Source organism: Janthinobacterium sp. BJB401 (assembly GCF_013372745.1).
Taxonomy (GTDB): Bacteria; Pseudomonadota; Gammaproteobacteria; order Burkholderiales; family Burkholderiaceae_D; genus Janthinobacterium; species Janthinobacterium rivuli.
In genome coordinates this window covers 1-26,229 of record NZ_JABXFH010000005.1, presented here as the reverse complement: position 1 = coordinate 26,229, position 26,229 = coordinate 1, and the positions used below count along the sequence as shown (strand labels likewise).

General features: G+C 62.4%; 24 protein-coding genes and 1 riboswitch. Of the genes, 6 read left to right on the top strand and 18 right to left on the bottom strand.

Annotated elements, in window-relative coordinates:
* Positions 1–35 precede the first annotated feature (35 nt).
* From HWE17_RS05265 to polA, 3 genes are all read right to left on the bottom strand, one after another.
* Positions 36–794: a ZIP family metal transporter gene (locus tag HWE17_RS05265; RefSeq protein ID WP_176388058.1), complete on the bottom strand. Its 759-nt coding sequence runs from the start codon at positions 792–794 to the stop codon at positions 36–38.
* 243 nt (positions 795–1,037) lie between these two features.
* Positions 1,038–1,922: a dienelactone hydrolase family protein gene (locus tag HWE17_RS05260; RefSeq protein WP_035824644.1), complete on the bottom strand. Its 885-nt coding sequence runs from the start codon at positions 1,920–1,922 to the stop codon at positions 1,038–1,040.
* Positions 1,923–2,013: 91 nt separating this feature from the next.
* A complete protein-coding gene (polA, locus tag HWE17_RS05255) occupies positions 2,014–4,773 on the bottom strand; it encodes a DNA polymerase I (protein WP_176388057.1) in 2,760 nt (919 codons plus the stop codon).
* A 292-nt stretch (positions 4,774–5,065) separates the two neighbouring features.
* On the opposite strand from polA, the gene HWE17_RS05250 reads away from it, so the two are divergent.
* From HWE17_RS05250 to HWE17_RS05240, 3 genes are all read left to right on the top strand, one after another.
* Positions 5,066–5,461 carry a hypothetical protein gene (locus HWE17_RS05250; protein ID WP_176388056.1) on the top strand — a complete coding sequence of 132 codons (396 nt, stop codon included), beginning with the start codon at positions 5,066–5,068 and terminating at the stop codon, positions 5,459–5,461.
* 83 nt (positions 5,462–5,544) lie between these two features.
* Positions 5,545–6,501, top strand: a complete 957-nt coding sequence (locus HWE17_RS05245; RefSeq protein ID WP_176388055.1) for a homoserine kinase — start codon at positions 5,545–5,547, stop codon at positions 6,499–6,501.
* A gap of 2 nt (positions 6,502–6,503) precedes the next feature.
* Positions 6,504–7,295 (top strand): BPSS1780 family membrane protein, encoded by a 792-nt coding sequence (locus HWE17_RS05240; protein ID WP_176388054.1) that lies wholly within the window; start codon positions 6,504–6,506, stop codon positions 7,293–7,295.
* A 171-nt stretch (positions 7,296–7,466) separates the two neighbouring features.
* Here the strand turns inward: HWE17_RS05240 and HWE17_RS05235 are convergent, their stop codons facing one another.
* Positions 7,467–9,770: a UvrD-helicase domain-containing protein gene (locus tag HWE17_RS05235; RefSeq protein WP_034749150.1), complete on the bottom strand. Its 2,304-nt coding sequence runs from the start codon at positions 9,768–9,770 to the stop codon at positions 7,467–7,469.
* A 109-nt stretch (positions 9,771–9,879) separates the two neighbouring features.
* Here HWE17_RS05235 and HWE17_RS05230 point away from each other — a divergent pair, with 109 nt between their 5' ends.
* Positions 9,880–10,155: a hypothetical protein gene (locus HWE17_RS05230; RefSeq protein WP_176388053.1), complete on the top strand. Its 276-nt coding sequence runs from the start codon at positions 9,880–9,882 to the stop codon at positions 10,153–10,155.
* On the top strand, positions 10,152–10,676 hold the full coding sequence (locus HWE17_RS05225) for a GNAT family N-acetyltransferase (protein ID WP_176388052.1): 525 nt from the start codon (positions 10,152–10,154) through the stop codon (positions 10,674–10,676). The genes HWE17_RS05230 and HWE17_RS05225 overlap by 4 nt, the downstream gene beginning before the upstream one ends.
* Before the next feature lie 13 nt (positions 10,677–10,689).
* Here the strand turns inward: HWE17_RS05225 and HWE17_RS05220 are convergent, their stop codons facing one another.
* From HWE17_RS05220 to HWE17_RS05165, 12 genes are all read right to left on the bottom strand, one after another.
* A complete protein-coding gene (locus HWE17_RS05220) occupies positions 10,690–11,544 on the bottom strand; it encodes a hypothetical protein (RefSeq protein ID WP_176388051.1) in 855 nt (284 codons plus the stop codon).
* Positions 11,545–11,727: 183 nt separating this feature from the next.
* A complete protein-coding gene (locus HWE17_RS05215) occupies positions 11,728–12,834 on the bottom strand; it encodes an S-(hydroxymethyl)glutathione dehydrogenase/class III alcohol dehydrogenase (RefSeq protein ID WP_152284325.1) in 1,107 nt (368 codons plus the stop codon).
* A 26-nt stretch (positions 12,835–12,860) separates the two neighbouring features.
* On the bottom strand, positions 12,861–13,493 hold the full coding sequence (locus HWE17_RS05210) for an ANTAR domain-containing response regulator (RefSeq protein ID WP_035824626.1): 633 nt from the start codon (positions 13,491–13,493) through the stop codon (positions 12,861–12,863).
* A gap of 78 nt (positions 13,494–13,571) precedes the next feature.
* Positions 13,572–14,183, bottom strand: a complete 612-nt coding sequence (thiE, locus tag HWE17_RS05205; protein WP_176388050.1) for a thiamine phosphate synthase — start codon at positions 14,181–14,183, stop codon at positions 13,572–13,574.
* Between the two features lie 10 nt (positions 14,184–14,193).
* Positions 14,194–14,949: a hydroxymethylpyrimidine/phosphomethylpyrimidine kinase gene (locus HWE17_RS05200; protein WP_176388049.1), complete on the bottom strand. Its 756-nt coding sequence runs from the start codon at positions 14,947–14,949 to the stop codon at positions 14,194–14,196.
* Positions 14,950–14,957: 8 nt separating this feature from the next.
* Complete coding sequence (locus tag HWE17_RS05195) at positions 14,958–15,752, bottom strand: thiazole synthase (RefSeq protein WP_176388048.1); 795 nt, start codon at positions 15,750–15,752, stop codon at positions 14,958–14,960.
* A 143-nt stretch (positions 15,753–15,895) separates the two neighbouring features.
* Positions 15,896–16,108, bottom strand: coding sequence for a sulfur carrier protein ThiS (gene thiS, locus HWE17_RS05190; RefSeq protein ID WP_176388047.1), 213 nt, complete (start codon positions 16,106–16,108; stop codon positions 15,896–15,898).
* 11 nt (positions 16,109–16,119) lie between these two features.
* Positions 16,120–18,033: a phosphomethylpyrimidine synthase ThiC gene (thiC, locus tag HWE17_RS05185; RefSeq protein WP_176388046.1), complete on the bottom strand. Its 1,914-nt coding sequence runs from the start codon at positions 18,031–18,033 to the stop codon at positions 16,120–16,122.
* A 79-nt stretch (positions 18,034–18,112) separates the two neighbouring features.
* A riboswitch (TPP riboswitch) is annotated at positions 18,113–18,228 on the bottom strand.
* Between the two features lie 84 nt (positions 18,229–18,312).
* Positions 18,313–18,570 (bottom strand): hypothetical protein, encoded by a 258-nt coding sequence (locus HWE17_RS05180; RefSeq protein WP_035824618.1) that lies wholly within the window; start codon positions 18,568–18,570, stop codon positions 18,313–18,315.
* A gap of 38 nt (positions 18,571–18,608) precedes the next feature.
* Positions 18,609–19,415 carry a response regulator gene (locus HWE17_RS05175; protein WP_176388045.1) on the bottom strand — a complete coding sequence of 269 codons (807 nt, stop codon included), beginning with the start codon at positions 19,413–19,415 and terminating at the stop codon, positions 18,609–18,611.
* Between the two features lie 28 nt (positions 19,416–19,443).
* On the bottom strand, positions 19,444–21,348 hold the full coding sequence (locus HWE17_RS05170) for an ATP-binding protein (protein ID WP_255206122.1): 1,905 nt from the start codon (positions 21,346–21,348) through the stop codon (positions 19,444–19,446).
* A gap of 44 nt (positions 21,349–21,392) precedes the next feature.
* Positions 21,393–22,133 (bottom strand): Crp/Fnr family transcriptional regulator, encoded by a 741-nt coding sequence (locus HWE17_RS05165; protein WP_035824612.1) that lies wholly within the window; start codon positions 22,131–22,133, stop codon positions 21,393–21,395.
* A gap of 237 nt (positions 22,134–22,370) precedes the next feature.
* On the opposite strand from HWE17_RS05165, the gene HWE17_RS05160 reads away from it, so the two are divergent.
* The gene (locus HWE17_RS05160) at positions 22,371–24,455 is read left to right on the top strand and encodes a bifunctional diguanylate cyclase/phosphodiesterase (protein WP_176388044.1); all 2,085 of its coding nucleotides are present in this window, start codon (positions 22,371–22,373) and stop codon (positions 24,453–24,455) included.
* Here HWE17_RS05160 and HWE17_RS05155 read toward each other — a convergent pair.
* Together HWE17_RS05155 and HWE17_RS05150 are read right to left on the bottom strand one after the other, a co-directional pair.
* Positions 24,452–25,501, bottom strand: a complete 1,050-nt coding sequence (locus HWE17_RS05155; RefSeq protein WP_035824610.1) for a porin — start codon at positions 25,499–25,501, stop codon at positions 24,452–24,454. The two genes, HWE17_RS05160 and HWE17_RS05155, sit on opposite strands and share 4 nt — an antisense overlap.
* Before the next feature lie 471 nt (positions 25,502–25,972).
* On the bottom strand, positions 25,973–26,229 hold a 257-nt coding region (locus tag HWE17_RS05150), incomplete at its 5' end, for an ankyrin repeat domain-containing protein (RefSeq protein ID WP_176388043.1).

Here is a 26,229-nt window from a genome sequence, read left to right as displayed (position 1 = left end):
CAGAAAGGCAATACTACACCCACACAGTCAGTACATCAACCGCCGTGGCGCCTATGCGTCAGGAACAGCACGATGCACACGCCCAGCGCGATCAAGAGCACTTGCGGAATGGTTTCGCGCAAGGTGGCGCGGCGCTGCATCTGCGGCATCAGGTCGCTCAAAGCGATGTAGATGAAGCCGGACGAGGCGAACACGAGCACGTAAGGAATCAGATTGCTGGCGCGGTCCAGGGTGAAATAGCCGAGCAAGCCGCCCGCCACCGCCATCAGGCTGCACAGCAGGTTGAAGATGTAGGCACGCAGGCGCGAGAAGCCGGCGTTGAGCAGTACAATAAAATCGCCGATTTCCTGCGGGATTTCATGCGCGATGATGGCCAGGCCCGTCACCAGGCCCAGCTTCGGGTCGGCCAGGAAGGCGGCCGCGATCAGGATGCCGTCCGTAAAATTGTGCATGCCGTCGCCGACCAGGATCATCCAGCCGGCCTTGCCCGCTTCGTGCTTGTCGTGGCCGTGCGCATGGTGGTGTCCATCGCCTTCATGGTGGTGCGAATGGCGCAGGATGGCGAATTTTTCCAGCATGAAGAAGGCCAGCAAGCCCGCCAGCAGGGTGGCGAACAGGCTGCGCGGGTCCGCCTGCGATTCAAACGCTTCGGGCAAGGCGTGCAGCAGGGACGTCGACAACATGATGCCGACGGACAAGCTGACCATGCGCTCGACCACTTTGGACAGGAATGCAAACGAAAAGATCGCCGCCGCGGTAATACTGAACACGCCCGCGATCGTGGTCGCGAGCAAAATGGATATAAGGACGGGATCGATGATTTTCTTACCTCAAAATGGCGCCGGGTCACTGGCGCCCGCGATGCTGGCGTCTGGCCTGATGAATGCGTTGTTATCTATTGTTTACATTTGCGCGTCTGGCGGCAGCGTCGCGCGATGAAGATGCAATTGTACTGCATTGGCGCGCAGCGGGCATTTTACAGCCCGGTGCGCCTTTCGCGTTAACTTCTGGGAAATGCGGTGTTTTTCTGTTGCCGATCACGCCACGCCGTGCTGCTTGAACCAGGCCAGGCAGCGCGCATAGCCGTCTTTCGCATCGGCCGCCACGTAACTGGGGCGGTAATCGGCATTGAAGGCGTGGCCCGCATCGGGATACACGACGAATTCCGACTTGTTGCCGCCCTTGGCCAGCGCATCCTTCATTTTGCCGATCGATTCCTGGCTGATGCCCGTATCCTTGCCGCCATACAAACCCAGCACGGGGACCTTCAGGGTGGCGGCGATATCGATGGGGTTGCTCGGCTGCAAAGGAGTCGGTTCGCCCACGAGGCGGCCATACCAGGCCACGCCCGCCTTGACGGCCGGATTGTGCGCCGCGTACAGCCACGTGATGCGCCCGCCCCAGCAGAAACCCGTGATGCCCAGGCGGCTCGTGTCGCCGCCATTCTGTTTCGCCCACGCCACCACCGCATCGAGGTCCGCCATCACTTGCGCATCCGGCGTCTTGGCGATGATGCCTTTCATTAATTCCGGGATGCTGCCCACCTTGGTCGGGTCGCCCTGGCGCACGAACAAATCAGGCGCCAGCGCCAGATAACCTTGCTTGGCGAAGCGGCGCGCCATGTCGGCGATATGTTCATGCACGCCAAAGATTTCCGAAATGACCAGTACCACGGGCAAACCCGTCTTGCCTTCCGGCTGCGCCGCGTACACGGGCACGGCCTGGCCATCGACCATCACCGACATGCTGCCCGTGACAAGCCCGGCGGAATCCGTCTTGATGACGTTTTGCGCCGCCACGGGCAATACGGCCACGGCAAAGCCCGTGCCCAGCGCCACCTTCAGGAAACCACGCCGGCCATCCGGCCCGGACAAGCTACTCTGGCCCAGCAAACTTTCACAATCGGTGATCATGTCGCTCATGCGTTTCTCCTGAAGGGTGTGTTGACAAAAAATGTCGGCTTACGCGCTGCGCGCTAAGCCGACCTACGGTCATTGCAGCTATGTCAGATGGTTAATGCGCTTCGTCCCAGTTCTTGCCGACGCCCACTTCCGCCGTCAGCGGCACCTTCAGCGCGGCCACGCCAGCCATCAGTTCCGGCAGCTTGCGCTTGACCAGTTCCAGCTCCGCGTCCGGCACTTCCAGCACCAGTTCATCGTGCACCTGCATGATCATTTTTGTTTGCAAGTTGTCCGTTTCCAGCCAGCCTTGCACGGCGATCATGGCCAGCTTGATCAGGTCGGCGGCCGTGCCCTGCATCGGCGCATTGATCGCCGCCCGTTCCGCACCCTGGCGGCGCGGGCCGTTTGGCGAATTGATTTCCGGCAGCCACAAACGGCGGCCGAACACGGTTTCCACGTAGCCGCGCGCCTTGGCTTGCTGGCGCGTGTCTTCCATATACTGTTTCACGCCCGAGAAACGGGCGAAATATCGGTCGATATAGCTTTGCGCGGCCGTGCGGTCCACGCCCAGGTTGCCGGCCAGGCCGAATGCGCTCATGCCGTAGATCAAGCCGAAATTGATGACCTTGGCGTAGCGGCGCTGTTCGTTCTGCACTTCCGCAGCCGGCACGCCAAAGATCTCGGCGGCCGTGGCGCGGTGAATATCGATGCCGTCGGCAAACGCGCGCAGCATGGCTTCGTCGCCCGAGATATGCGCCATGATGCGCAATTCAATTTGAGAATAGTCGGCCGAAACGATGTGGCTGCCGGGCGGCGCAATAAACGCTTCGCGGATGCGGCGCCCTTCCGCGCTGCGGATGGGAATATTCTGCAAGTTCGGGTCGTTCGACGCCAGTCGTCCCGTCACGGCCACGGCTTGCGCATAGTTCGTATGCACGCGTCCCGTCGTGACGTTGATCATCTTCGGCAATTTATCGGTATAGGTCGATTTCAGCTTGGCCATGCCGCGGTATTCGAGCAGCACTTTCGGCAGCGGATAATCCTCGGCCAGCTTTTGCAGCACTTCTTCATCCGTCGATGGCGCGCCCGTCGGGGTTTTCTTGACCACCGGCAGTTTCAGCTTTTCAAAGAAGATTTCGCCGATCTGCTTGGGCGAACCGAGGTTGAACGGCTGCTCGGCCAGCTCATACGCCTTCTTTTCCAGCTCGAGAATTTTCACGGCCAGCTCGGCCGACTGGATGTTGAGCAATTCGTCATCGATCAGCACGCCGTTGCGTTCGATCTTTTGCAAGACCACAGCCGTCGGCATCTCGATCTTTTCATAGATGAAGGTGAGTTTTTCATCGTTGGCCACATTGCCCCACATGGCATTGTGCAAGCGCAAGGTGACGTCCGCATCCTCGGCAGCGTATTTCGCCGCCTGCTCCACTTCCACCTGGTTGAACGTGATCTGCTTGGCGCCCTTGCCGCACACGTCCTCGAACGGGATCGTCGTATAGTTCAGGTGGCGCAGGGCCAGGCTGTCCATGTCGTGCTTCTTGTGCGACTCGAACACATACGATTCAAGCAAGGTATCGTGGGCGATGCCGCGCAGAATCACGCCATGGTTGGCGAAGATATGGCTGTCGTATTTCAGGTTCTGGCCCAGCTTGGGCTTGTTGGCATCTTCCAGCCACGGGCGCAGTTTCGCCAGCACGTGTTCGCGCGTCAATTGTTCCGGCGCGCCCGCGTAATCGTGGGCCAGCGGGATGTAGCAGGCGGCGTGCTCTGCCACCGAAAGGGAAATGCCGACCATTTGCGCCGTCATCGGTTCCAGCGAGGTGGTTTCCGTGTCGACGGCCGTCAGGGGCGCCGCATCGATGAGGGCGATCCATTTGTCCAGCTGCTCATCCGTCAGCACGGTTTCATACACGGCTTCCACCGCTGGCGCGGCATCGGCAAACATGTCGCCGGTCGTGTTGGCAACAGCACCGCCGGCAACAGGTGCACCGACCGGCGACATCGGCGGCGGTGCCGCACCCAATTCGCGCAGCAGGGCCTTGAAGCCGTAGCGGTTGAAGAAGGCCAGCAGCGCTTCCTTGTCTTCGTGTTTTGCCACCAGCGAGTCGGCGATCGTTGTCATGTGCTCCGACAAATCGCAATCGGTCTTGACGGTGATCAAGGCGCGCGCTTGCGGCAACCATGGCAGGGCCGTGCGCAGGTTTTCACCGACGGCGCCGCCCACCTTGGCCGCATTTTCCATCACGCCTTCCAGACTGTCGTACAAGGTCAGCCATTTGACGGCCGTCTTCGGGCCGCATTTCGACACGCCCGGCACGTTATCCACGGTATCGCCGATCAGCGACAGGTAATCGATGATGCGGTTCGGCGGCACGCCGAACTTGACCAGCACGGCCGCTTCGTCGAGCTTTTCATTGCTCATGGTATTGATCAGGGTCACCTGGCTGTTGACCAGCTGCGCCAGGTCCTTGTCGCCAGTCGACACCACCACGTTCATGCCGGCGGCCGCCGCCTGCACGGCCAAAGTCCCAATCACGTCGTCCGCTTCCACGCCGTCGACCATCAGGATCGGCCAGCCCATGGCGCGCACGGCTTCGTGGATCGGTTCGATCTGCAATCGCAGGTCGTCCGGCATCGAGGCGCGCGTGGCCTTGTATTCGGGATACATGTCATCGCGGAAAGTTTTACCTTTGGCATCGAACACGCAGGCGATGTAAGCGGCCGGGAAATCGGCGCGCAAACGGCGCAGCATGTTGACCATGCCGTGCATGGCGCCCGTGGGATAGCCGTCCGGGCTGCGCAGGTCGGGCAGCGCATGGAAGGCACGATAAAGATAACTGGAACCGTCGACTAACAGCAGGGTGTTTTGCATAATGCCAATAAAATAAGGTGAGCCGCGCCAGCCGGGAAGACACAGCGGCGAACGGGCGGAATATCGCACAATTATCGCAGAGTTTAGGGCCGCGCCACTGGCCGCCACACGTGCCGTTCCTGCTGTTTTTGCCACCCTGGCGACCCCGTGCGGGCGCGCGGGCTGCCACCTCGGCCGATTTCAACCCATTTAAACAGCATTGCCTACCAGTTTGTTACAATGCCTTATAGATAAATTGACGGCATTACACCACTGCACGCGCTGCAGTCCCACACATGGAAGCGAACCCATCATGATGCGTACATCGACACTCTGGACATTCCTCGCCCTGCCCCTGCTGGCATGTTCGGCCATTGCCAGCGCCCAGACGCCGGCCAAACCGAGCGACGCGCCACCCCAGCTCGAACGTATCGAGGAAATGGGCGAAGCGCCGATCACCGTGGCGCCAGCGGTGGCCAAGCAGCAGATCACCGAAAAACGCGAAGCGGGCGTGACGTCCGAAGTGAAAGTGACGAGCGGCGGCAGCACGTATTACATGAAACCGGCCGCCGGCGCCGACCAGGCCCACGGCGGCGCCCTGCGCGGCCCGCAATGGAAAGTGCTGGAGTTTGACCTGGGCAAGAAGAAACAGAAACAACGCGACGAAGAGGCAGCGGACGCGCCAGCGCCGCCCGCACCAGCGAAGTAAGGAGCCACTCTCTTCTGCCCTGCCCCGGCCACCTGCGGGGCAGCCGGCTTTTTTTGACCTTTTAGACCATTCCCCTCTTTCCCATGGCAGTTTTTACCGCGCTACACCTGGACGATATCGGCCAGTGGATCACGCAATTTCCACTCGGCAAACCTCTGGCGCTCAAGGGCATCGCGTCCGGCATCGAAAACAGCAATTTCTTCCTGAGCACGGAGCGCGGCGAGTATGTGCTGACGATCTTTGAAAACCTCAGTTTCGAGCAATTGCCGTTCTATCTGCAACTGATGCGCCATTTGGCGGACCGCGGCGTGCTGGTACCGGCGCCGATCGCCAATGCGGACGGCGAACTGGTGACGGCCCTGCAAGGCAAGCCGGCCGCCATCGTCAGCAAACTCGACGGCAGCTCGCAGATGGCGCCGCAAGCCGTGCATTGCGCGGCCGTCGGCGCCATGCTGGCGAAGATGCACCTGGCGGCGCAGGACTTCCCCCTGCAACAGCCGAATCTGCGTGGCCTGGACTGGTGGAACACCACCACGCCGCTGGTCTTGCACCACCTCGACGATGCCAAGGCGCATCTGCTGCGCGCGGAAATCCATTTCCAGGACGCCTTTGCTGCCTGCGATACCTATAAAGCCATCCCGCGCGGTCCTGTGCATGCCGACTTGTTCCGCAACAACGTCATGTTTGACGGTGAGCAACTGACGGGTTTTTTCGACTTTTACTTTGCCGGTTGCGACACCTGGCTGTTCGACGTGGCCGTCACCGTCAACGACTGGTGCGTGGACCTGGCCACGGGCGTGCTCGACACGGCAAGAGTGCGCGCCCTGCTCGACGCCTACCAGGCCGTGCGCCCGTTTACGCAGGAAGAACAAACGGCATGGCAAGCGATGCTGCGCGCCGCCGCGCTGCGCTTCTGGCTGTCGCGCCTGTACGATTATTACCAGCCGCGCGAAGCGGAAATGCTGACCCCGCACGATCCGGCGCATTTCGAACGCATTCTGCGCGAACGTATCGCCACACCTGCTCCGGAACTGTTTTAAACATGGAAAAATTACCTGCAAGTACAGGTTGGCAATGGGTGAAACAAGGCTTTGCCCTGTTTCGCAAGCAACCTGGCGGCATGTCGATGCTGTTTCTCGGCTATATGTTCTGCATGCTGGCCGTCAGCATCGTGCCCGTGCTCGGCCAATTGCTGCCCGTCATCCTCGTCCCCGTCTTTTCCGTCGCCTTCGTGCAAGGCTGCCTGAATATCGACCAGGGCAAGCGCGTCTTGCCCAGCCTCTTGATCTCGGGCTTCCGCAAGCCAGCCTTTCCTTCCCTGTTCGGCCTGGGCGTGCTGTACATCCTGATGGCCATCGTCGCCATCGGCGCCTCGACCCTGGTCGATGATGGCTTGCTGTGGAAACTGGTCACCGGGCAACTGACGGAAGAAGCGGCACGCGCCGCCATCCCCGAATCGCGCCTTGGCCTGGGCATCCTGCTGGCCATCGTGCTGTACGTACCGGCCGCCATGGCCTTCTGCTTTGCCGCGCCGCTGATCTACTGGCAACGTATCAGCCTGGGCAAGGCCCTGTTCTTCAGCTTTTTCGCCGTCTGGCGTTCGCTGTCGGCCTTCATCGTCTTCGCCGCCACCTGGTTCGCCATCAGCATCGTCACCAGCCAGTTGCTGGCCATCATCTTTGGCCGCACGCAACTGATGATGCAACTGATGATGCCGCTGTCGATGATCTTGACCATCATCATGCATTGCTCGTTCTACGCCGCCTACCGCCAGATCTTCGGCCTGCCCGTCGATGAGAGCAAGACGGTGTCGCTGGACAAGAGCGGCGAGTGATCGCCAGACACCGGTCGGCCGCGTAATCTGACGCTGCGAGGCCAACAATGGTGTCGGATTACGCTTCGCTAATCCGACCTACGCGACCGGCCAGTAGGTCGGATTAGCGGGGCCGAAGGCCACGCGTAATCCGACAACATTGTTAGCGCCCGCGTTGGTGACGGATGACCTTCACAGCCTTTCCAGCTTCGCAATCCCCAGATCCAGCACCTTCATGCCGTGCTGTCCGAAATTGATCTGCGCGCGCGCATTGCCGCCGCCGCCTTCGATGTTGACGATCACGCCTTCGCCGAACTTGGCGTGCGCCACGGATTCACCGATGCGCCAGCCGCCGCCCGTGGCTTTTTGCGCGATCTTTTGTGCAATCGCATTGTCCGACCCCAGGCTGGCCACGCGCGGCGCCTCGTCCCAGGCCGACTTGCGGTTGCCGAACCAGTTCGCCTGCACCTTCGGCGACAGCCATTTCAGCGATTCTTCCGGCAATTCATCGAAGAAACGCGACTTCATGTTGTAGCGCGTCTGGCCGTGCAGCATGCGCGTCTGCGAAAAACTCATGTACAGCCGCTTGCGCGCGCGCGTGATGGCCACGTACATCAGCCGACGTTCTTCTTCCACGCCATTGTCTTCCTTCGAGCTGCTTTCGTGCGGGAACAGGCCTTCTTCCAGGCCCGTGATGAACACGTTGTCGAATTCCAGGCCCTTGGCCGAGTGCACCGTCATCATCTGCAGCGCATCCTGGCCCGCCTGCGCCTGGTTGTCACCCGCTTCCAGCGACGCATGCGACAGGAAGGCGGAGAGCGGCGACATCACGGCCGGCAGCGGTGCGTCCGCGTCCAGGATTTCGATGCCATCCTGGTTGACGACGGGCGCGCCCGACTGGGCCTGGGCCGCTGGCCCCAGATGGGCCGGTGCGCCCTGGCCAAAACCTTCCTCGGAAATGAACTGGCTGGCCGCGCTGACCATCTGCTCCAGATTCTCGATGCGGTCGGCGCCTTCTTTTTCGTTCTGGTAATGCTGCAGCAAAGTACTCGCTTCGAGCACCACTCTGACCATTTCCGGCAGCGACAATTGCTGCGTTTCAAAGCGCACGCCTTCGATCAGCTTGACGAAGCCGGCCAGCACGCTGCCCGCCTTGCCCGCCACGTAAGGCACGGATGCATACAGCGAAATGCCGTACTGTTCCGAGGCGGCCTGCAATTGCTCGATTGAGCGCATGCCGATGCCGCGCGTGGGGAAGTTCACCACGCGCAAGAAGGCCGAATCGTTGTGCGGATTGTCCATCAACTGCAAATAGGCAATCGCGTGCTTGACCTCGGCGCGCTGGAAGTAGCGCTGGCCGCCATACACGTGATATGGAATCGCGGCCGAAAACAGCGCATGTTCGATCACGCGCGACTGCGCATTCGAACGGTACAAAATCGCGATTTCGCTGCGCGAAGCGCCATCGGCGATCAGGCTTTTCGCCTCTTCGATGATCCACTGCGCTTCCTGCAGGTCGGAACTGGCTTCATACACGCGCACCTGCTCGCCATGGCCCGCATCCGTGCGCAGATTCTTGCCCAGGCGCTTGCTATTGTTCGCGATCAACACGTTGGCACTGTCGAGGATGTGACCATGCGAGCGGTAGTTCTGCTCCAGCTTGATCAAGTTCTTCACCTGAAACTCGTGCTCGAAGGCGCTCATATTGCCCACGTTGGCGCCACGGAAGGCGTAGATGCTCTGGTCATCGTCGCCGACGGCAAACAGGGCGCCGCCATCGCGGCTGCCGTGGCCGGCCAGCAATTTGAGCCAGTTGTATTGCAGGTTGTTCGTATCCTGGAACTCGTCCACGAGAATGTGGCGGAAACGCGCCTGGTAGTGTTCACGCAGCGGCTGGTTGCGGCTCAGCAATTCATACGTGCGTAGCAGCAATTCCGCAAAATCGACGACGCCTTCGCGCTGGCACTGGTCGTCGTACAACTGGTACAGCTCGACCATCTTGCGCTCGTGCGCGTCGTACGCTTCCACATCCGTGGCGCGCAAGCCCTGATCCTTGGCATTGTTGATGAAATACATCACCGTCTTCGGCGGGAATTTTTCATCATCGATGTTGTTCGCCTTCAACAAGCGCTTGATCACCGACAATTGATCCTGGGAATCGAGAATCTGGAACGTTTGCGGCAAGGCCGCATCGCGGTAATGCGTGCGCAGCAAGCGGTTGCACAGGCCGTGGAAGGTGCCGATCCACATGCCGCGCGTATTGATCGGCAGCATGGCCGACAGACGCGTGAGCATTTCCTTGGCGGCTTTATTGGTAAACGTCACGGCCAGGATGCCGGGCGGCGATACCTGCTGGGTCTGGATCAGCCACGCGATGCGGGTGGTCAGCACGCGGGTCTTGCCCGAACCGGCGCCTGCCAGGATCAGCGCATGTTGCGCCGGCAAGGTGACGGCAGCCAATTGTTCGGGATTGAGGTTGTGAAGAAGATTTTGCATCCCATGATTATACCGGCATGGCTAAAAATACTGTGCATTTGTCCAGCGGTCGCGCCAGTTTTCCATGTGCGCGCTACAATCGGCGTCCCGACACAGCAGCCTGTATCCCATGACACCTCCCAGCCACCTCGACGGCGCCCGCGTACTGGCCTGGGCCTGGTCCGACCTGCCCTTCGGCCATGTCGCCAGTGAAGACGGCGCCGCCCCCACCGCCATCCACGGCCTGGCCGTATGCCGCTACGCAGACGAAGCGCGCGTCTACCGTTTCAGCTGCGACGCGCAGTGGGAAACCGTGCAGGATGACGTGTATGCCAGCGAGGACGACGCCAAGGGGCAGTTGCCGGCACAATACCGCGCCGTGGCGGCCGTGTGGAACACGCCATGAGCGACACCATCCGCGCGGCCACCCGTGCCGACCTGCCGTTGCTGGCCCAGGTCGAACGCAGCGCCGCAATCCTGTTTGCCCAGGCCGGCCCCGAACTGGCCTGGCTGGCGCATGGCGAACCCTTGCCACTGGAGACCTTGCAGGCGCTGCAGCAGGATGGCGGCGTGTGGGTGGCCGCCGATGGGCAGGATGCGCCAGCGGGTTTCCTGGCCGCCCAGCCGCTCGACGGCCAGTTGTTCATCGTGGAATTGTCCGTTGCACTGCCGCAGCAACGGCAGGGACTGGGCGCGCGCCTGCTCGACGCGGCGGCGGCCCATGCCCGGGCGCTGGGCTGCGCCTGCCTGACACTGAGCACGTATCGCCACCTGCCATGGAACGCGCCCTACTATGCGCGCCATGGCTTCAGCGAAATCGAGGCCGTGGCGCTGGGCGCTGGGCATGCGCTCAAGCTGGCGCGCGAAGCGCAGGACGGGCACGATCCGGCGCTGCGCTGCCTGATGCGCAAGCCACTGGCCCGCTGATTCGGCACAGCACTCAGCGCACCAGCTTTGCCTTGCCTTCGCTGAGCGCCTGGGCGATCACCTGGCGCGTGGTCTTGTCGGCGATCTTGACGACTTTTTCCTGCTGGCGGCCCAGGTCGCCCATTTGCTTGCCCAGCGCTTCCATCGGCTTGCTGCGCTGCTCCATCTGGCGCGACATCTGCTCCACTTTCTCGGCCTCGCGCTCGTGCACGTCGGCGATGCGGTCGTTGATCTCTTCCATCTCTTCCTGTGCATCTTCCATCTGCTGCTGCAGGCGCTCCACGTCGCGCTCGGCCGCGCGGCGCGCCGTGTCGCTCGTTGCAAGCGCCTGGCGGCGCGAGGCGTCGCCAAGCTTGCGGCCCAGTTCCTGCTGCTGGCGGCCCAGCGCGCGCAGCTGCTCCGACTCGCGCGCGCTGCCTTTTTCCAGGCTGCGGGCACCCATCTTGCGGCCCATTTCGCCCATGGCCTTGCCATGCGCGCCCATTTGATCGCCGAGCGCGCTCATTTCCTTGCTGAGCTGTCTCGAGGGCTGCCATGCCGTGCGCACCTTGCCCAGCAAGGCCGCATCCTGCAGCACATAGGCCTGGCCCTGGTCGCGGAACCACAGGAACGGGCCCTTGATCGAGCGCTTGAGCTTTTCCACCTGCTGCGAGTGGATATCGCTGTCGACGACGATGACGCCCTCGCTATCCGTGGCGCCATCGACGAGCGCATAGCTTTCGCCCTTGTCGAGCGAACGGCTGACCTGCACGCTGGGTGCGGCTGGCGGGGCCGGTGGCGCGGGCGGCTGCGGCGGCTGCACGGCCAGAGCGCTGCCGCCAAGCAGGATACCGGCCAGGCTGAGGATCAAACGGTGGGAAGTGGACATGGCTGCCTCGTCGCAAAAGTAGTGGAGCATTGACTTTAGCGGCGGGTGGAGCACGGCTCCAGCGCGATGCGACAGGCTGCAAAAAGACCTGCCTGGATGGCAGACATGGACGATGGATGGCAAGCGGGCAAAAAAAACGGAGGCCGCAGCCTCCGCAAAACGCCGTGGTACGGCGTATTTATATTAGTACAACACGACGGAACGGATCGACTCACCGCTCTTCATCAGGTCAAAACCCTGGTTGATATCGTCGAGCTTCAAACGGTGCGTGATCAAATCGTCGATATTGAGCTTGCCTTCCATATACCAGTCGACGATCTTCGGCACGTCCGTGCGGCCGCGCGCGCCGCCGAAAGCGGAACCTTTCCACACGCGCCCCGTCACCAGCTGGAACGGACGGGTGGAAATTTCCTGGCCGGCCGCGGCCACGCCGATGATGATGGACTGGCCCCAGCCCTTGTGGCAGCACTCGAGCGACTGGCGCATGGTGGTGGTGTTGCCGATGCATTCAAACGAATAGTCGGCGCCGCCGTCCGTCAGCTGCACGATGGTGTCGACCACGTTTTCCACCTCGTTGGCGTTGACGAAATGCGTCATGCCGAACTTGCGCGCGATTTCCTGGCGCGCCGGGTTGATGTCGACGCCGATGATCTTGTCCGCGCCGACCATCTTGGCCGCCTGGATCACGTTCAGGCCGATGCCGCCCAGGCCGAACACGACCACGTTGGCGCCCGCCTCGACCTTGGCCGTAAACAGCACGGCGCCCACGCCGGTGGTGACGCCGCAGCCGATGTAGCAGACTTTATCGAACGGTGCGTCTTCGCGGATCTTGGCGAGAGCAATTTCCGGCACGACGATGTAGTTGGAGAAGGTCGAGGTGCCCATGTAGTGGAAGATGGGTTTACCGTCGATGGAAAAGCGCGAGGTCGCGTCCGGCATCAGGCCGCGGCCCTGGGTCGAGCGGATCGACTGGCACAAATTGGTTTTTTGCGACAGGCAGAATTTGCACTGGCGGCATTCCGGCGTGTACAGGGGAATGACGTGGTCATCCTTTTTCAGGCTTTTCACGCCCGGACCCACGTCGACGACGATGCCGGCCCCTTCATGGCCGAGGATCGATGGGAAGATGCCTTCCGGATCGGCGCCCGACAGGGTGTAGTAATCGGTGTGGCAAATGCCGGTGGCCTTGATTTCGACCAGTACCTCGCCCTCGCGCGGGCCGGCCAGGTCGACTTCTTCGATCGTCAAAGGCGCGCCCGCCTTCCATGCAATCGCTGCTTTGGTTTTCATGTGTGTCCTGTGTATGGTTGAAACGTTTACTTGGCTTTCGCGCGGTTGAGGAAGGCGCCGTGCAGGCCGTTCAGGGTTTCCTCGGCCAGCAGCAGCTGGCTGGCGATTTCATTGATCTTGCGGCGGCTGGAACGGGCGTGGTCGCGCAGCACTTCGAAAGCCGTGTTGCGGTCCGTCTGGAATTTGCCCATCAGCAAGCCAACGGCCAGGCTCGTTTCGCGGCCGGCGGCCAGGGCCGCGTTCAGGTTCAGCTCGGTGCGGCGCAGCTGGCGGATTTCATCGGCGCGCGCCAGGCCCGCTTCGAAGGCGGGCATCAAGCGGGCTTCATCGACGGGTTTCACCACGTAACCGACGGCGCCGTAGGCGGCCGCCTGCTTGCCCGATTCGCTGTCGCCGCTGCCGGACAGGAACATGAATGGCACGGCCGTTTCGCCATGCAGGCGCTTGGCCAGTTCCAGGCCGGACATGCCCGGCATATGGATGTCGAGCAAGGCCAGATCCGGCTCGCGCTGGGCGATCAGCTGCAACGCCACTTCGGCCGAATGGGCCAGGGCCGTCTCGTAGCCGGCATGGCGCAGGACTTCGCCGAGGAATTCCAACAGGAGCTGGTCATCGTCAACGATCAGGATAAGGCGTTTCGCGGCGGCTGGCTGACTCATGGGTGGGGGACCTCGGTAATGAATGATGCTCATATTATATGCCGATTACTGCCCCAAACCAGCCCTGCACGCCCACGCTCATGCCGCAAACAATTGATTGAATTGCTGCACCGCAATATCCACATCGTCCGCTTGATAGACGCTAGTGATGGCCGCCACCATGTCGGCGCCGCGCGCGGCCAGCGGCGCCGCGTTCTCCGGCGTCATGCCGCCGATCACCACGCACGGCAAGGCGATCTCGCGCTTGGCTTGCAGCACGATATCCAATGGTGTCGTGAGCGGGTATTTTTTGACCAGCGACGGATAAAAGCCGCCGAAGGCCACGTAGCTGGCGCCGCCGGCCTCAGCCGTCCTTGCCAGGGCCATGTCGCCATAGCACGAGGCGCCGATGATTTTGTCCTTGCCCAGGCGCGCGCGCACCTGCGCCACGGACGCATCCGTGCCGCCCACGTGCACGCCGTCCGCGTCGAGTTCTTCGCACAGCTCGACAAAATCATTGATGATGAAAGGCACGCCATATTTGCGGGCCAGCGCCAGCAAGGCGCCCGCCTGTTCGCGCCGCTGCTCCGCCTCGGCACTCTTGTGGCGGTATTGCAGCAGGGCCACGCCTTCCTGCAAGGCTTGCTCGCTCACGTCGAGCAGGCGGTCGGTGTCATCCCAGTTTGGGGTGACCAGATACAGTCCACGCATGATGTTTTCCTTATGTAAAAAATCGTTGCGGCATGAGTTGACCTGGCGCAATCGCATACGCGCCGGCCAGCGCCGCGTGGCAATAGCGTTGCGCCAGATCCAGCGCTTCGGGCAACGCCTGGCCCAATGCCAGGCGCGCCGCGATGGCCGACGCCAGGGTGCAGCCGCTGCCGTGAAATTCACCGGGCAAGCGGGGCCAGCGCCACTCGCGCTCGCCGCCAGCGCCGTCAAACCAGCGGTTGACGATCACCTCGCCTACGCCATGGCCGCCCGTCACCAGCACGTTCTGACAGCCTTGCGCAAGCAAGTTGTCCTCGCCACCCAGGGCCAGCGCTTCCGGCCCGTTCGGTACGATGACGGTCGTCACCGGCAGCAAGGGCGCCAGCGCCTGTACGGCGTCGTCGCGGCTCAGCACGTCGCCATGGCCGCTGGCCAGCACGGGATCGAGCACGACAGGCAAATCCGGCCGGAGTAGCTTCAATTGCGCAATCAGTTGCGCGATGACGGCCGCATTCGCGGCGCTGCCGGGAATGCCGATCTTCACGGCGTGAATGGCCATCTTGTCGATCAGCGCCAGCGCCTGACGGCGCAACAGTTCCGGCGCCACCGGCTCGACGCCAAAGACCCTGTCGTTGTCCTGCACCGTCAGCGCCGTGATGACGGGCAAGGCATGCGCGCCCTGCGCGGCAATGGCCACGATATCGGCGGCGATGCCGGCGCCACCCGACGGGTCGGCGCCGGCAAACACGAGAACAGTGCGGCGCATCGGCACCATCACGCCAGGCGGCCCGCCATCGGCGACGATGGCGAGGCGGCAAACTTGCGCGGCATGCGGCCCGCCAGAAATGCTTCGCGACCTGCCCGCACGGCCAGCTTCATCGCACGCGCCATGCGCACGGGGTCGCGCGCGCCGGCAATGGCTGTATTCATCAGCACGCCATCGCAACCGAGTTCCATGGCAATGGCCGCATCGGACGCCGTACCCACGCCAGCATCGACGAGCACGGGCACTTTCGCCTGGTCGATGATCAGCGACAAGTTCCACGGATTCAAGATGCCCATGCCCGAGCCGATCAAGGAGGCCAGCGGCATGACAGCCACGCAGCCGATGTCTTCCAGAATCTTCGCCTGGATCGGGTCGTCGCTGCAGTAGACCATCACGTCAAAGCCATCCTTGACCAGCGCTTCGGCCGCAATCAAGGTTTCCGGCATGTGCGGAAACAGGGTCTTTTCATCACCGAGCACTTCCAGTTTCACCAGATTGCGCCCGCCCAAGAGTTCCCGCGCCAGTTGCAAGGTGTAGACGGCGTCTTTCGCGTTGTAGCAGCCGGCCGTGTTCGGCAAAATCGTGTACTGGTCCGGCGGCACGACATCGAGCAGGCTGGGCGCGTTCGGGTCTTGCCCGATATTCACCCTGCGGATCGCCACCGTGATGATTTGCGCCTCGGCCGCATCCGTCGCTTCGCGCGTCTGCGGCAAGTCCTTGTACTTGCCGCTACCGACCAGCAAGCGTGATTGATACTGTTTGCCTGCGATGGTCAGCAGGTCGTTATGTGTTGCGGTATTCATGTGTTCTTCCTTAAATTTTTAAACGTCCGAAGAAAACCGTAGCGAGCGGCGACGATTTGTGGCCGAGAAGCGCAACCGTGCTTGAGCACGGTGAGCATCGCAGGCCCCAAAGCGCGGCGCGCAGTAGGTTTGCTTGGACGTTTTCAGCCGCCGCCGATGGCGCGGACGATTTCCACTTGGTCTTGTATTTGCAAGACCTGTCCCGGCCACGCCTTGCGCGGCACGACATTGCGGTTGACGGCCAGCGCCAGCGCCTGGTTTTCCAGCGACAGGGCGGCGATCAATTGGTCGAGGGTTTGCCCCGGCGGCACCTGGTGCGGTGCGCCGTTGAGCGTGATGGATATCAATGCAGGCATCACGCTCTCCTTCAGACCTTGCGGTACAGCTCGGCGCCGTTCTTGATGAATTCGATGGCCTTGATTTCCATGCCCTGCTTGAGTGCCTTGTCTTCCGCGATGCCCATGCCGGCCGCGTATTCGCGCACTTCCTGGGTGATCTTCATCGAACAGAAATGCGGGCCGCACATGGAGCAGAAATGCGCCACCTTGGCCGAATCCTTGGGCAGGGTTTCATCGTGGAATTCACGCGCCTTGTCCGGGTCCAGGCCGATGTTGAACTGGTCATCCCAGCGGAATTCAAAGCGGGCTTTCGACAGGGCGTTGTCGCGGATTTGCGCGCCCGGATGGCCCTTGGCCAGGTCGGCCGCGTGCGCCGCAATCTTGTAGGTGATGATGCCGTCTTTCACATCGGCCTTGTTGGGCAGGCCCAGGTGTTCCTTCGGCGTCACGTAGCACAGCATGGCCGTGCCGTACCAGCCGATCATGGCCGCGCCAATGCCCGAGGTGATGTGGTCGTAGCCGGGCGCAATATCGGTGGTCAATGGCCCCAGCGTATAGAACGGCGCTTCGCCGCACTGTTCCAGCTGCAAGTCCATGTTTTCCTTGATCAACTGCATCGGCACGTGGCCCGGCCCCTCGATCATCACTTGCACGTCGTGCTTCCAGGCGACTTGCGTCAGCTCACCCAGGGTTTTCAGCTCGCCCAGCTGCGCCTCGTCGTTGGCGTCATAGATGGAGCCGGGACGCAAGCCGTCGCCCAGCGAAAACGACACGTCATACGCCTTCATGATTTCGCAGATCTCTTCGAAATGCGTGTACAGGAACGATTCCTGGTGATGCGCCAGGCACCATTTCGCCATGATGGAGCCGCCGCGCGAGACGATGCCCGTCAGGCGCTTGGCCGTCATCGGCACATAGCGCAGCAGCACGCCTGCGTGGATGGTGAAATAATCGACGCCCTGCTCGGCCTGTTCAATGAGAGTATCGCGGAAGATTTCCCAAGTTAAATCTTCGGCCTTGCCATTGACCTTTTCCAGCGCCTGGTAAATCGGTACGGTGCCGATCGGCACGGGGCTGTTGCGCACGATCCATTCGCGCGTTTCGTGGATGTGCTTGCCTGTGGACAGATCCATCACGTTGTCGCCGCCCCAGCGGATGGCCCAGGTCATCTTTTCCACTTCCTCGCCTATCGACGAGGTGACGGCGGAGTTGCCGATATTCGCGTTGATCTTCACCAGGAAATTGCGGCCGATAATCATCGGCTCGACTTCCGGGTGGTTGATGTTGGCGGGGATGATGGCGCGGCCGCGGGCGATTTCCTCGCGCACGAATTCCGGCGTGATGTCAAACGGAATGCTGGCGCCGAACGACTGGCCCGGATGCTGGCGGCCCATCAGGTCGGCCAGGCGCTCGCCCATGGGGCCGGAGGCTTTCAGCTCGCGCAAATATTCCTGGCGGCGCATGTTTTCGCGGATGGCGACGAATTCCATTTCCGGCGTGATGATGCCGCGCCTCGCGTAATGCATTTGCGTCACGTTCTTGCCGGCGATGGCGCGGCGCGGCTTGCGGTGCAGGTTGAAACGCAGCTCGGCCAGTTTCGGGTCCGCCAGGCGGGCGATGCCGTAATCGGAGGTCGGGCCGGACAATTCTTCCGTGTCGGCACGTTCGACGATCCACGGCAGGCGCGGCGTATCGAGACCCGAGCGGATGTCGATGTTCACGTCCGGATCCGTGTACGGGCCGGACGTGTCGTAGACGTAGATCGGCGGATTCTTTTCGCCGCCGAACGACGCTTCCGTGTCGGACTGGCTGATTCTGCGCATGGGCACGCGGATGTCGGGGCGGCTGCCCTGCACGTAAATCTTGCGCGAATTGGGCAGCGGCGCGATGGCGGCTTCGTCGACCGTGGCGGTGGCGGAGAGGAATTTCGGGTTGGCGTTCATTTTGGCTCCTTGGCTAGACTTGTTTTAAGCCTGGAGCCAGCTAAGGAGGTTCGGAATTACGCACGCGGAAAGGCGGGGTGCGTTCATCCTAAAGCTTCCCTTCGCTGGCATTATCCAGATCAGGTTCGGAGGGTATTTCTCACCCGCGCTTGCACCGTGTTTCCACAGCGAAAGGCAGGACCCCTAGCGTTTGCCGCCTTGCGGCAGCGAGCCAATTATACGCGGTTCACGCCGCGCGGCCAGATGATTTCTTGCAGGTGTCGTCTTTGTACATCGCCCTTACTTCTTCTTGCCCCAGCGCCAGCTGGTCGGTTCACCCTTCAGCTGGCAGATGAAAATGAGCGCGGCAACGATGGCCACTTCATAGACGATGTAGCCCACCAGCATGGTTTGCGGCGGGAACAGGAAGGCGCCGCAGGCGAACAGCGCCAGCGCGCTCAAAAAGACCAGCCAGCCCTGCCAGGTGATGGGCAATCCCCAGCCCCAGCCATAGGTCTTGGCGGGGAACCAGTATTGCGGCGTTGATTTGTCAGTCATGATTTTTCCTGGTCAGTATCGATAGCACCCAGTATAAATCAGGCAATGCGATGGCGCTCCGTGACATCGAGGCCGATGCCGCGGTAGCCGATGAAGCGGCTGCCATTGTCGAACATCGGCTCGCCGCTCACTTGCAGATACTGCGTGCTGCCGTCGAGGTTGGCGCGGCTATAGATGAAATCGAGAAACGGTTCGCGCGCGGCAATTTTTGCGTCGAGCAAGGCCCGCTCGGTGGCATTCCAGCGCTGTGGCTCTTGCTCGCTGCCGATGCCCAGCATTTCAGCCACGGGGCCGGAAAAGCGCGTCAGGTTGCCCTGCGCATCTTGCTCCCAGTACCAGTCGGACGACAGTTCCGTGAAGCGCTGGAAACGCGCTTCGCTTTCGCGCAACTCCGCCGTGCGCTCTTCCACCATCTGCTCCAGCGACTTGTTGTATTCGGCCAGCTTCTGGTACAGCAGGCGCACTTCCAGCATGTTGTGGATGCGCGTCTTGACTTCCACCAGGTCGAACGGTTTGCTGACGAAATCCTTGGCGCCCGCTTGCAGCGCGCGCAGCTTGTGGCCCGGCTGGGCCGTGATCACCAGCACGGGCAGGTAGCTGCCCGCTTCGATGTCGCGCAAGCCTTCCATGACTTCAAAACCATCCATTTCCGGCATTTGCAAGTCGAGCAGGATCAGGTCGTAGCGGTGCTGCTGGTGCAGCGCGTGCACGGCTTGCGGGTCCATGGTGGAGGTGATGCGCGTATAACCGGCATTGCGCAGCACCTGTTCCAGCAGCATGACGTTCGCCTCCTGGTCATCGACGATGAGGATGCTGGCGTTCAGGATCTCGGTGGCTTGAAGCATGGCGGTATTCCTAAAAATAAATGCTGAATTAGCGTACTGCGTGAATGTCGTCGGCCAGGCCGTGCGCGGCCGCATGGTGCAGGGCCACGTCAAGTGCATCCATGAATTCGACGACCTTGATCGGCTTGGTCAGGTAGCGGAAGAAGCCCGCTTCCAGGCCCTTCTCGATGTCGCGCGGCACGGCGTTGGCCGACAGGGCCATCACGGGAATATGGCTCGTCAGCGGGTCGTCATGCAGGATGTGCAAGGCGCCAAAGCCGCTGATGCCGGGCAGGTTGATGTCCATCAGGATCACGTCCGGCTGATACGTGCGCGCCAGGTCGATGCCCAGGTGCGCATCGATGGCCGTGAGCAATTTCAAATCGCTGCGGCGGGCGATCAATTGCTCCACCAGCGCCAGATTGGCGGGATTGTCTTCCACGTACAGCAAGGTGCGCTGGCTTTCCTGCGGCACCTGCACCTGCGGCAGCGCGTCGCCATCGCCCAGCACCAGGGCCGGCGCGCTGCTGGCGGCCAGCTCGAACCAGAACGTGGTGCCCACGCCGACCGTGCTGTCGACGCCGATGGTGCCACCCATCAATTCGACCAGCTGCTTGGTGACGACGAGGCCGATGCCCGTGCCCTCTTCCGTGCTGTTTTCCTGTCCCAGGCGATTGAAGGGCTGGAACAGCTGGGCCACCTGGCCCGCATCGAGGCCGGCGCCGCTGTCGCGCACGCTGACCCGCACCTTGCCGCCGCGCTGGCTGCAGTCGACGGTGACGGCGCCGCCGCTCTGGTTGTACTTGATGGCGTTCGACAGCAGGTTGACCATCACCTGTTTCACGCGCGTGCGATCCGCATGCACAAAGTAAGCTTCGCCGCAGCGGGGGAATTGCATGCGGATGCCGCGCTTTTCCGCCTGCGGCGCGATCATCGCCTGGCAATCCTGCAACACGTCGAGCAAGGACATGGCTTCCTGCGACAAGGTGACCTTGCCCGATTCGATCATGGCCAGGTCGAGGATTTCATTAATCAAACGCAAGAGGTACCAGCCACCCTTGAGGATTTGCTCGATCGAGCGCTGCTGCGGCGGGCTCGGTGGCGGCACGTCGGACGCCATCAGCTGCGCAAAGCCCAGCACGGCATTGAGCGGCGTGCGCAATTCGTGGCTCATGCTCGACAGGAATTCGGACTTGGCGCGGTTGGCCTTTTCCGCCACCTGGCGCGCCTTCTTCAACTCCGCATTGTTGGTCTCGACCAGCGAACGGGTGTACGCCTGCTGCTCCTGCAGGCGCTGGTCCAGCAAGGCCTGTTCCGCCTCGACCTGCTTGCGTGCCGTGTTGTCCGTGCCGATCAGCAGGTAGCCGATGACCTTGCTTTGCGCATCGCGCAAGGCCGTCACGGAGACGATGGCGGGGAAGCGGCTGCCATCCTTGCGGATATACGTCAGTTCATAAATGTCTTCGATGCCGCGCGTGGCCTTGAACACGAGCGTTTCCACGCCAGGCGTGATGACGGTATCGAGTTCGGCACTGAGGGCGGCCGCGCGCGCGACGATTTCTTGCGCATCGGAAATACCAGCCGGCGTCAGCTTGTCGACCACGTCGCTCGCCGCATAGCCCAGCATGCGTTCGGCGCCCACGTTGAAAATCTGGATCACGCCCTGCGCATCGGTGGCGATGCACGAGAAATTGGCGCTGTTGAAAATCGCATCCTGCAAGGCGCCCGCCTTGAGCAGCTGGCGCGGCAGGCTGGCCGCCAGGGTGCGCCGGTACAGCGCCACGAGCAGCATCAGCAGCAAAAAGACCAGCGCATCGATGACGCAGGCCGTTTCGAACGGCGCGCGCCAGGCCAGCAGCCCGATGGCCAGCAGCCCGATGGCGCTGAACGAAAACGCCAGCGCCATGGGCCAGCGCGACGGTGCGCGCGGAGGAATGTTTTCAACAGATTGCATGAGGTAGCCTGGGCTGTGACAACGATAGAGAGAAGATGCGGTGTTCAGCGCGCCTGGCGCTGGCGCACGTCCGACAACAGGCGCGCGAATTCCTTTTTGACCACGCCATAGCATTCGCACACATGGCCTTCGAGGCCGGCGCGGTCCAGCACGGAAATATGGCCGCGACGGTAGCTGATGAAGCCGCGCGTCTGCAAACGCCCGGCCGCTTCCGTCACGCCTTCGCGGCGCACGCCCAGCATGTTGGCAATCAACTCCTGCGTCATGGTCAGCTCGCGGTTCGGCAGGCGGTCCATGGTCAGCAGCAGCCAGCGGCACAATTGTTGCTCCACCGTATGGTGGCGGTTGCACACGGCCGTCTGCGACATTTGCGTGATCAAGGCTTGCGTATAACGCAGCAGCAAGCGCATGACAGGACCGGCGCGGTCGAATTCTTCCATCAGCAAATGCGCCTTCAGCCGGTAGCCGACGCCGCCCGTCTGCACGACGGCGCGGCTCGGCGTCGAGTTGCCGCCCATGAACAGCGACACGCCCACGACGCCTTCATTGCCGACGCCGGCAATTTCCGACGAGCCGCCGTTTTCCAGCAGGTAGTGAATGGAAACGATGGCCGTGGTGGGGAAATACACATGCTGCAGCTTGTCGCCCGAATCGTAGATCACGTCACCGAGCAGCATCGATACTTGCTCCAGGTGGGGAGCCAGGCGCGCGAAATCGGCGTCGAGCATGGCGGCGAGCAAATGGTTTTGATTCGGGTTGTGCAGCTGGGCATGCGGACTCGACATGGGCAGGTTTCCTGTTTTCCAGTCGTCAGCTAGGGGATAGTTGAAAGGCGTCCGAACGAGGGGCGCCATGTGGTGCAGCGTAACACAGCGCTGGCACAGTGACCCGACTATATTTCTTGTCAGCATCGCCGTCCGTTCGGTAGCGAACGGACGACATTTCGCCGCGCACCCTACAGTCGGTCACTGCCCGGCCTGCCTGATCATGGATCGGCACCGGCGCTGCCACGGGACGTCACCATGCAATCATTCTTCAAACGCATCTCCATTTCCGTTTCCACCTCGGCCCTGCTCACCCTGGCGTTCGGACTGTGCCTGACAGCGCTGTGCTACGCCTCGGCGCGCCAGATCGAAGCGGAAAGCGCACGGCTGCTGCTGCAGTACCACGCCAGCGGGCACACCGTGGGCGCCGCCCTGCTGCCGGCCAAAGGCATGAGCCTGGACGCCAACCATCGCGGCTCGCTGTATGTGCTGCTGGGCGGTGTGCTGTCGAGCCTGCTGGCGGCGGCGTATGTGTATCAGCTGGTGTCGCGCAATTCGGTCATTGCCCGCATCACGGGCGAACGCACGGCGGCGCTGCAGTTTGCCAATTTGCGCCTGTCCGAAGACATCGCTGCGCGCATGCGCAATGAAAAGTCGCTGCGCCTGCGCGAGCGCATCATCGAAGTGTCGGCCAATGCCATCATCCTGTGCAGCGCCGATGCGCCAGGCTACCTGATCGAATACGTCAATCCCGCCTTCGAACGCATCACCGGCTATGCGGCCGGCGACGTCATCGGCCAGCGCCTGGAGGATCTGCAGGGGCCGGAACATGCGCGCCAGGACATGCACGCCATCAGCGCAGCCTTGCACGAACAGCGCGAAGGCAAGGCCATCGTGCGCAATTTCCGCAAGGATGGCAGCACTTACTGGAGCGAGCTGTTCGTCGCTCCCGTGCGCGACGAGGGCGATGGCGCCGTCAGCCACTTCGTGGTGGCGCAATACGACATCAGCACCGTCATGCGCTTCGAGCAGGAACTGGAATTCCAGTCCCGCCACGATATCCTGACGGGACTGGCCAACCGTTTGCTGCTGCGCGAACGGCTGGAACAGGCGATGGCCGTGGCGCGCCGCAGCACCCTGCCCCTGTGGGTGGTCTTCATCGACCTCGACCGTTTCAAATTCGTCAATGACACCCTGGGCCACGACGCGGGCGATACCCTGCTGAAACTGATCGCCGACCGCCTGCGCGCCGCCACGCGCGAAGTCGATACGGTGGCGCGCCTGGGCGGCGACGAATTCGTCCTGCTGCTGCCGCAACACACGAACAGCGAACCTGGCCAGCTCATCCTGCAGCGCGTGCTGGACACGGTGGCCCAGCCACTGCAGGTGGGCGGCCATGAATTCTTTCTTACATGCAGCATGGGCGTGGCCACCTATCCCGACGATGGCGACAGCGCGGAAACCCTGATCAAGCATGCCGACATCGCCATGTACCGGGCCAAGGAGCAGGGACGCAACCATTGGCAAAGCTACGCGCCGGCCATGAATGCCAGCATGCTGGCCCGCTTAAGCCTGGAAAGCGAATTGCGCCATGCACTCGAGCGTGGCCAGTTCCACCTCGTTTACCAGCCGCAGGTGGAACTCGACAGCGGCAGGATCGTCGGCATGGAAGCGCTGCTGCGCTGGCAGCATCCCACTCTGGGCGCCATCGCGCCCGGCGACTTCATCCACCTGGCCGAAGAAATGGGCTTGATCGTGCCCATCGGCGCGTGGGTGCTGCAGACGGCGTGCGCGCAGGCAAAAACATGGCAACGGCAGGGACTGGGTGGCTTGCGCCTGGCAGTGAATTTGTCTGCCCGGCAATTCCGGCAAAGCGGCTTGCTGCAATCGGTGCGGGAAATTCTGGCCGTGACGGGCCTGGAAGCGCGTTTCCTCGAGCTGGAACTGACGGAAAGCATGATGATGCAGGATGTGGAACAGGCGATCAGCACCATGGGCAAGCTCAAGACGCTGGGCTTGCAACTGTCGATAGATGACTTCGGCACAGGCTATTCAAGCCTGGCGCACTTGCGCCATTTCCCCATCGACGTATTGAAGATCGACAAGTCCTTCGTCAGCGACATCACGCACAGCAACGACGACGCGGCCATCGTGCAAGCCATCATCGCGCTGGCGCACAGCTTGCGCCTGAAAGTCATCGCCGAAGGCGTGGAAACGGCGCAGCAACTGGCCTTCCTGCGCCAGCACGGCTGCGACCAGATGCAGGGCTACCTGTTCAGCCGCCCGCTGGCCGCCGCCGCCTTCGAAACATTGCTGCTCGAAGGCAACATGCTGCCCGCTTAAAACGCGTGGCGCAGGCCGACGTTGAAGGCGCGGTTGCCGCTGCCCACTTCGGTGGCATTGCCCACCATGTAGGCGGCGTCGTTGCGGTTGCGGATATGCGCGTAGGCAAGATACACCTTGCTGCGCTTGGATAAGGCATACGTGGCGCCGATGGCCAGCTGCCGCGCGTCGCGGTTGGCTGCGTCACGGTCATCCTTGTGCACGTACGAGGCCAGCAAGGTCGTCGCGCCCAGTGGCACGGACACGCCGACGATGGCGTCGCGGCTGTCCGTCGACTGGGCCGGCGCCTGCGCCGCGCCGTACGGGTTTTCCGCAAAGAACATGGTGCTGCCGTCGCCCGTGTTGCGGCCATAGCCGGCAAACGCCGTGGCCACGCCGAAGTTGTAGTTACCGGCCAAAATCGTGTTGTTCACGTCGGCCTTGCCCGGTTCGCCGGCACGGCTCTGGCGCGCCAGGCGCAGGGTCAGCGGACCGTTGACATAGCCGAGGGCCAGGCCCAGCGAACGCTGATCTGCCACAATCCCCGTGTGCTCGCCGGCACCATACATGACGGTGGCCGTGACGCCACGCCATTCGGGCGAGGTGTAGCGCACGGTATTGTCGATGCGCGTGGCCGAATAGCCGGCCAGGTTGGTCGCCGCGCCAGCCAGGCCGCCTTCGAATGGATCGGCCACGTCGGTCAGCGCCTGGCTTTGCAGATTGTACTGGCGGCCCACGGTCAGCATGCCCAGTGGGCTGTTGAGGCCGACAAACGCCTGGCGGCCGAACAATTGCCCGGCCTGGTCGGAGCGGCCCGTGTCGCTCAGGACGCCCGCTTCCAGGGTGAACACGGCTTGCAAGCCATTGCCCAGCGATTCCGTGCCGCGCAAGCCCAGGCGCGAGCCGGCCGACACGCCGCTGGTGAGCTTGCTGACGCCGCCTTCCTGCACCAGGCCCGCATCCATCAAGCCATACACATCAACGGATGATTGGGCGTGGGCCGCAGGCAAGGCGCCCACGGTGGCGATGGTCGACACGAGGCCGACGGTGATCGAGATTTTTTTCATGCTGGTTTCCTTGTCAAGGCAAAACCGGGAAAGCGCGCGGCCATGGCGCGGCCACAGGCGCCAAAGGCGCGCTGGGGAGTGCCGTATCGAAAGACGACTGGCCAGGCAGCAAGATTCCTGGCTAAGCTGTGGCGGCAGCGGCGTGCAATGATGCGCCGCGTTGATTCCGCCGTGAATGGTGCACCGCTGGCGGTGCGCGTGGCTCAGGCGCCCGGCCCGAAGGGGACGCTCTGAAGGTGGCTGGCATCGCGGATGCGCTGGCCTTGAGACGCGGACGAGTGCTGGATATGAAACTTAAATACAACCGCGTCTGCTGGCGCCGTCCGCAAGGATGGGGCAGGAGGCGCCGGGGCCAGAATTATAGCATCGGCAGCGCCTTGATCCCCGTTCTGTTGCAGGAAAACGACTCGCCAGGCCGCTAAAACCCGGCGTTGTCGCCGGGCAAGATGACGCATGCCGACCAGGCAAACGCTATTGCGGCAACGGTGCGGCGGCCGCAGGCTTGCGCGCCGCGGCGGCCGCCTTCAGCAAGCTCAGCACCGCCTTACTTTCCGGCGTCGACGCCCGTTGCTGCGCCATCTTCAATACGGGAAATTCCCCGCCCAGCGGATCGGCGCCCAGACTCAGCAGCAGCTTGACCATCGCCGCGTCGCTATTTTCGACGGCCGCCAGCAAGGGCGGCAGATAACCGCCGGTGGCGATGGGCGCGCCCCTCGCGGCCAGGCGGG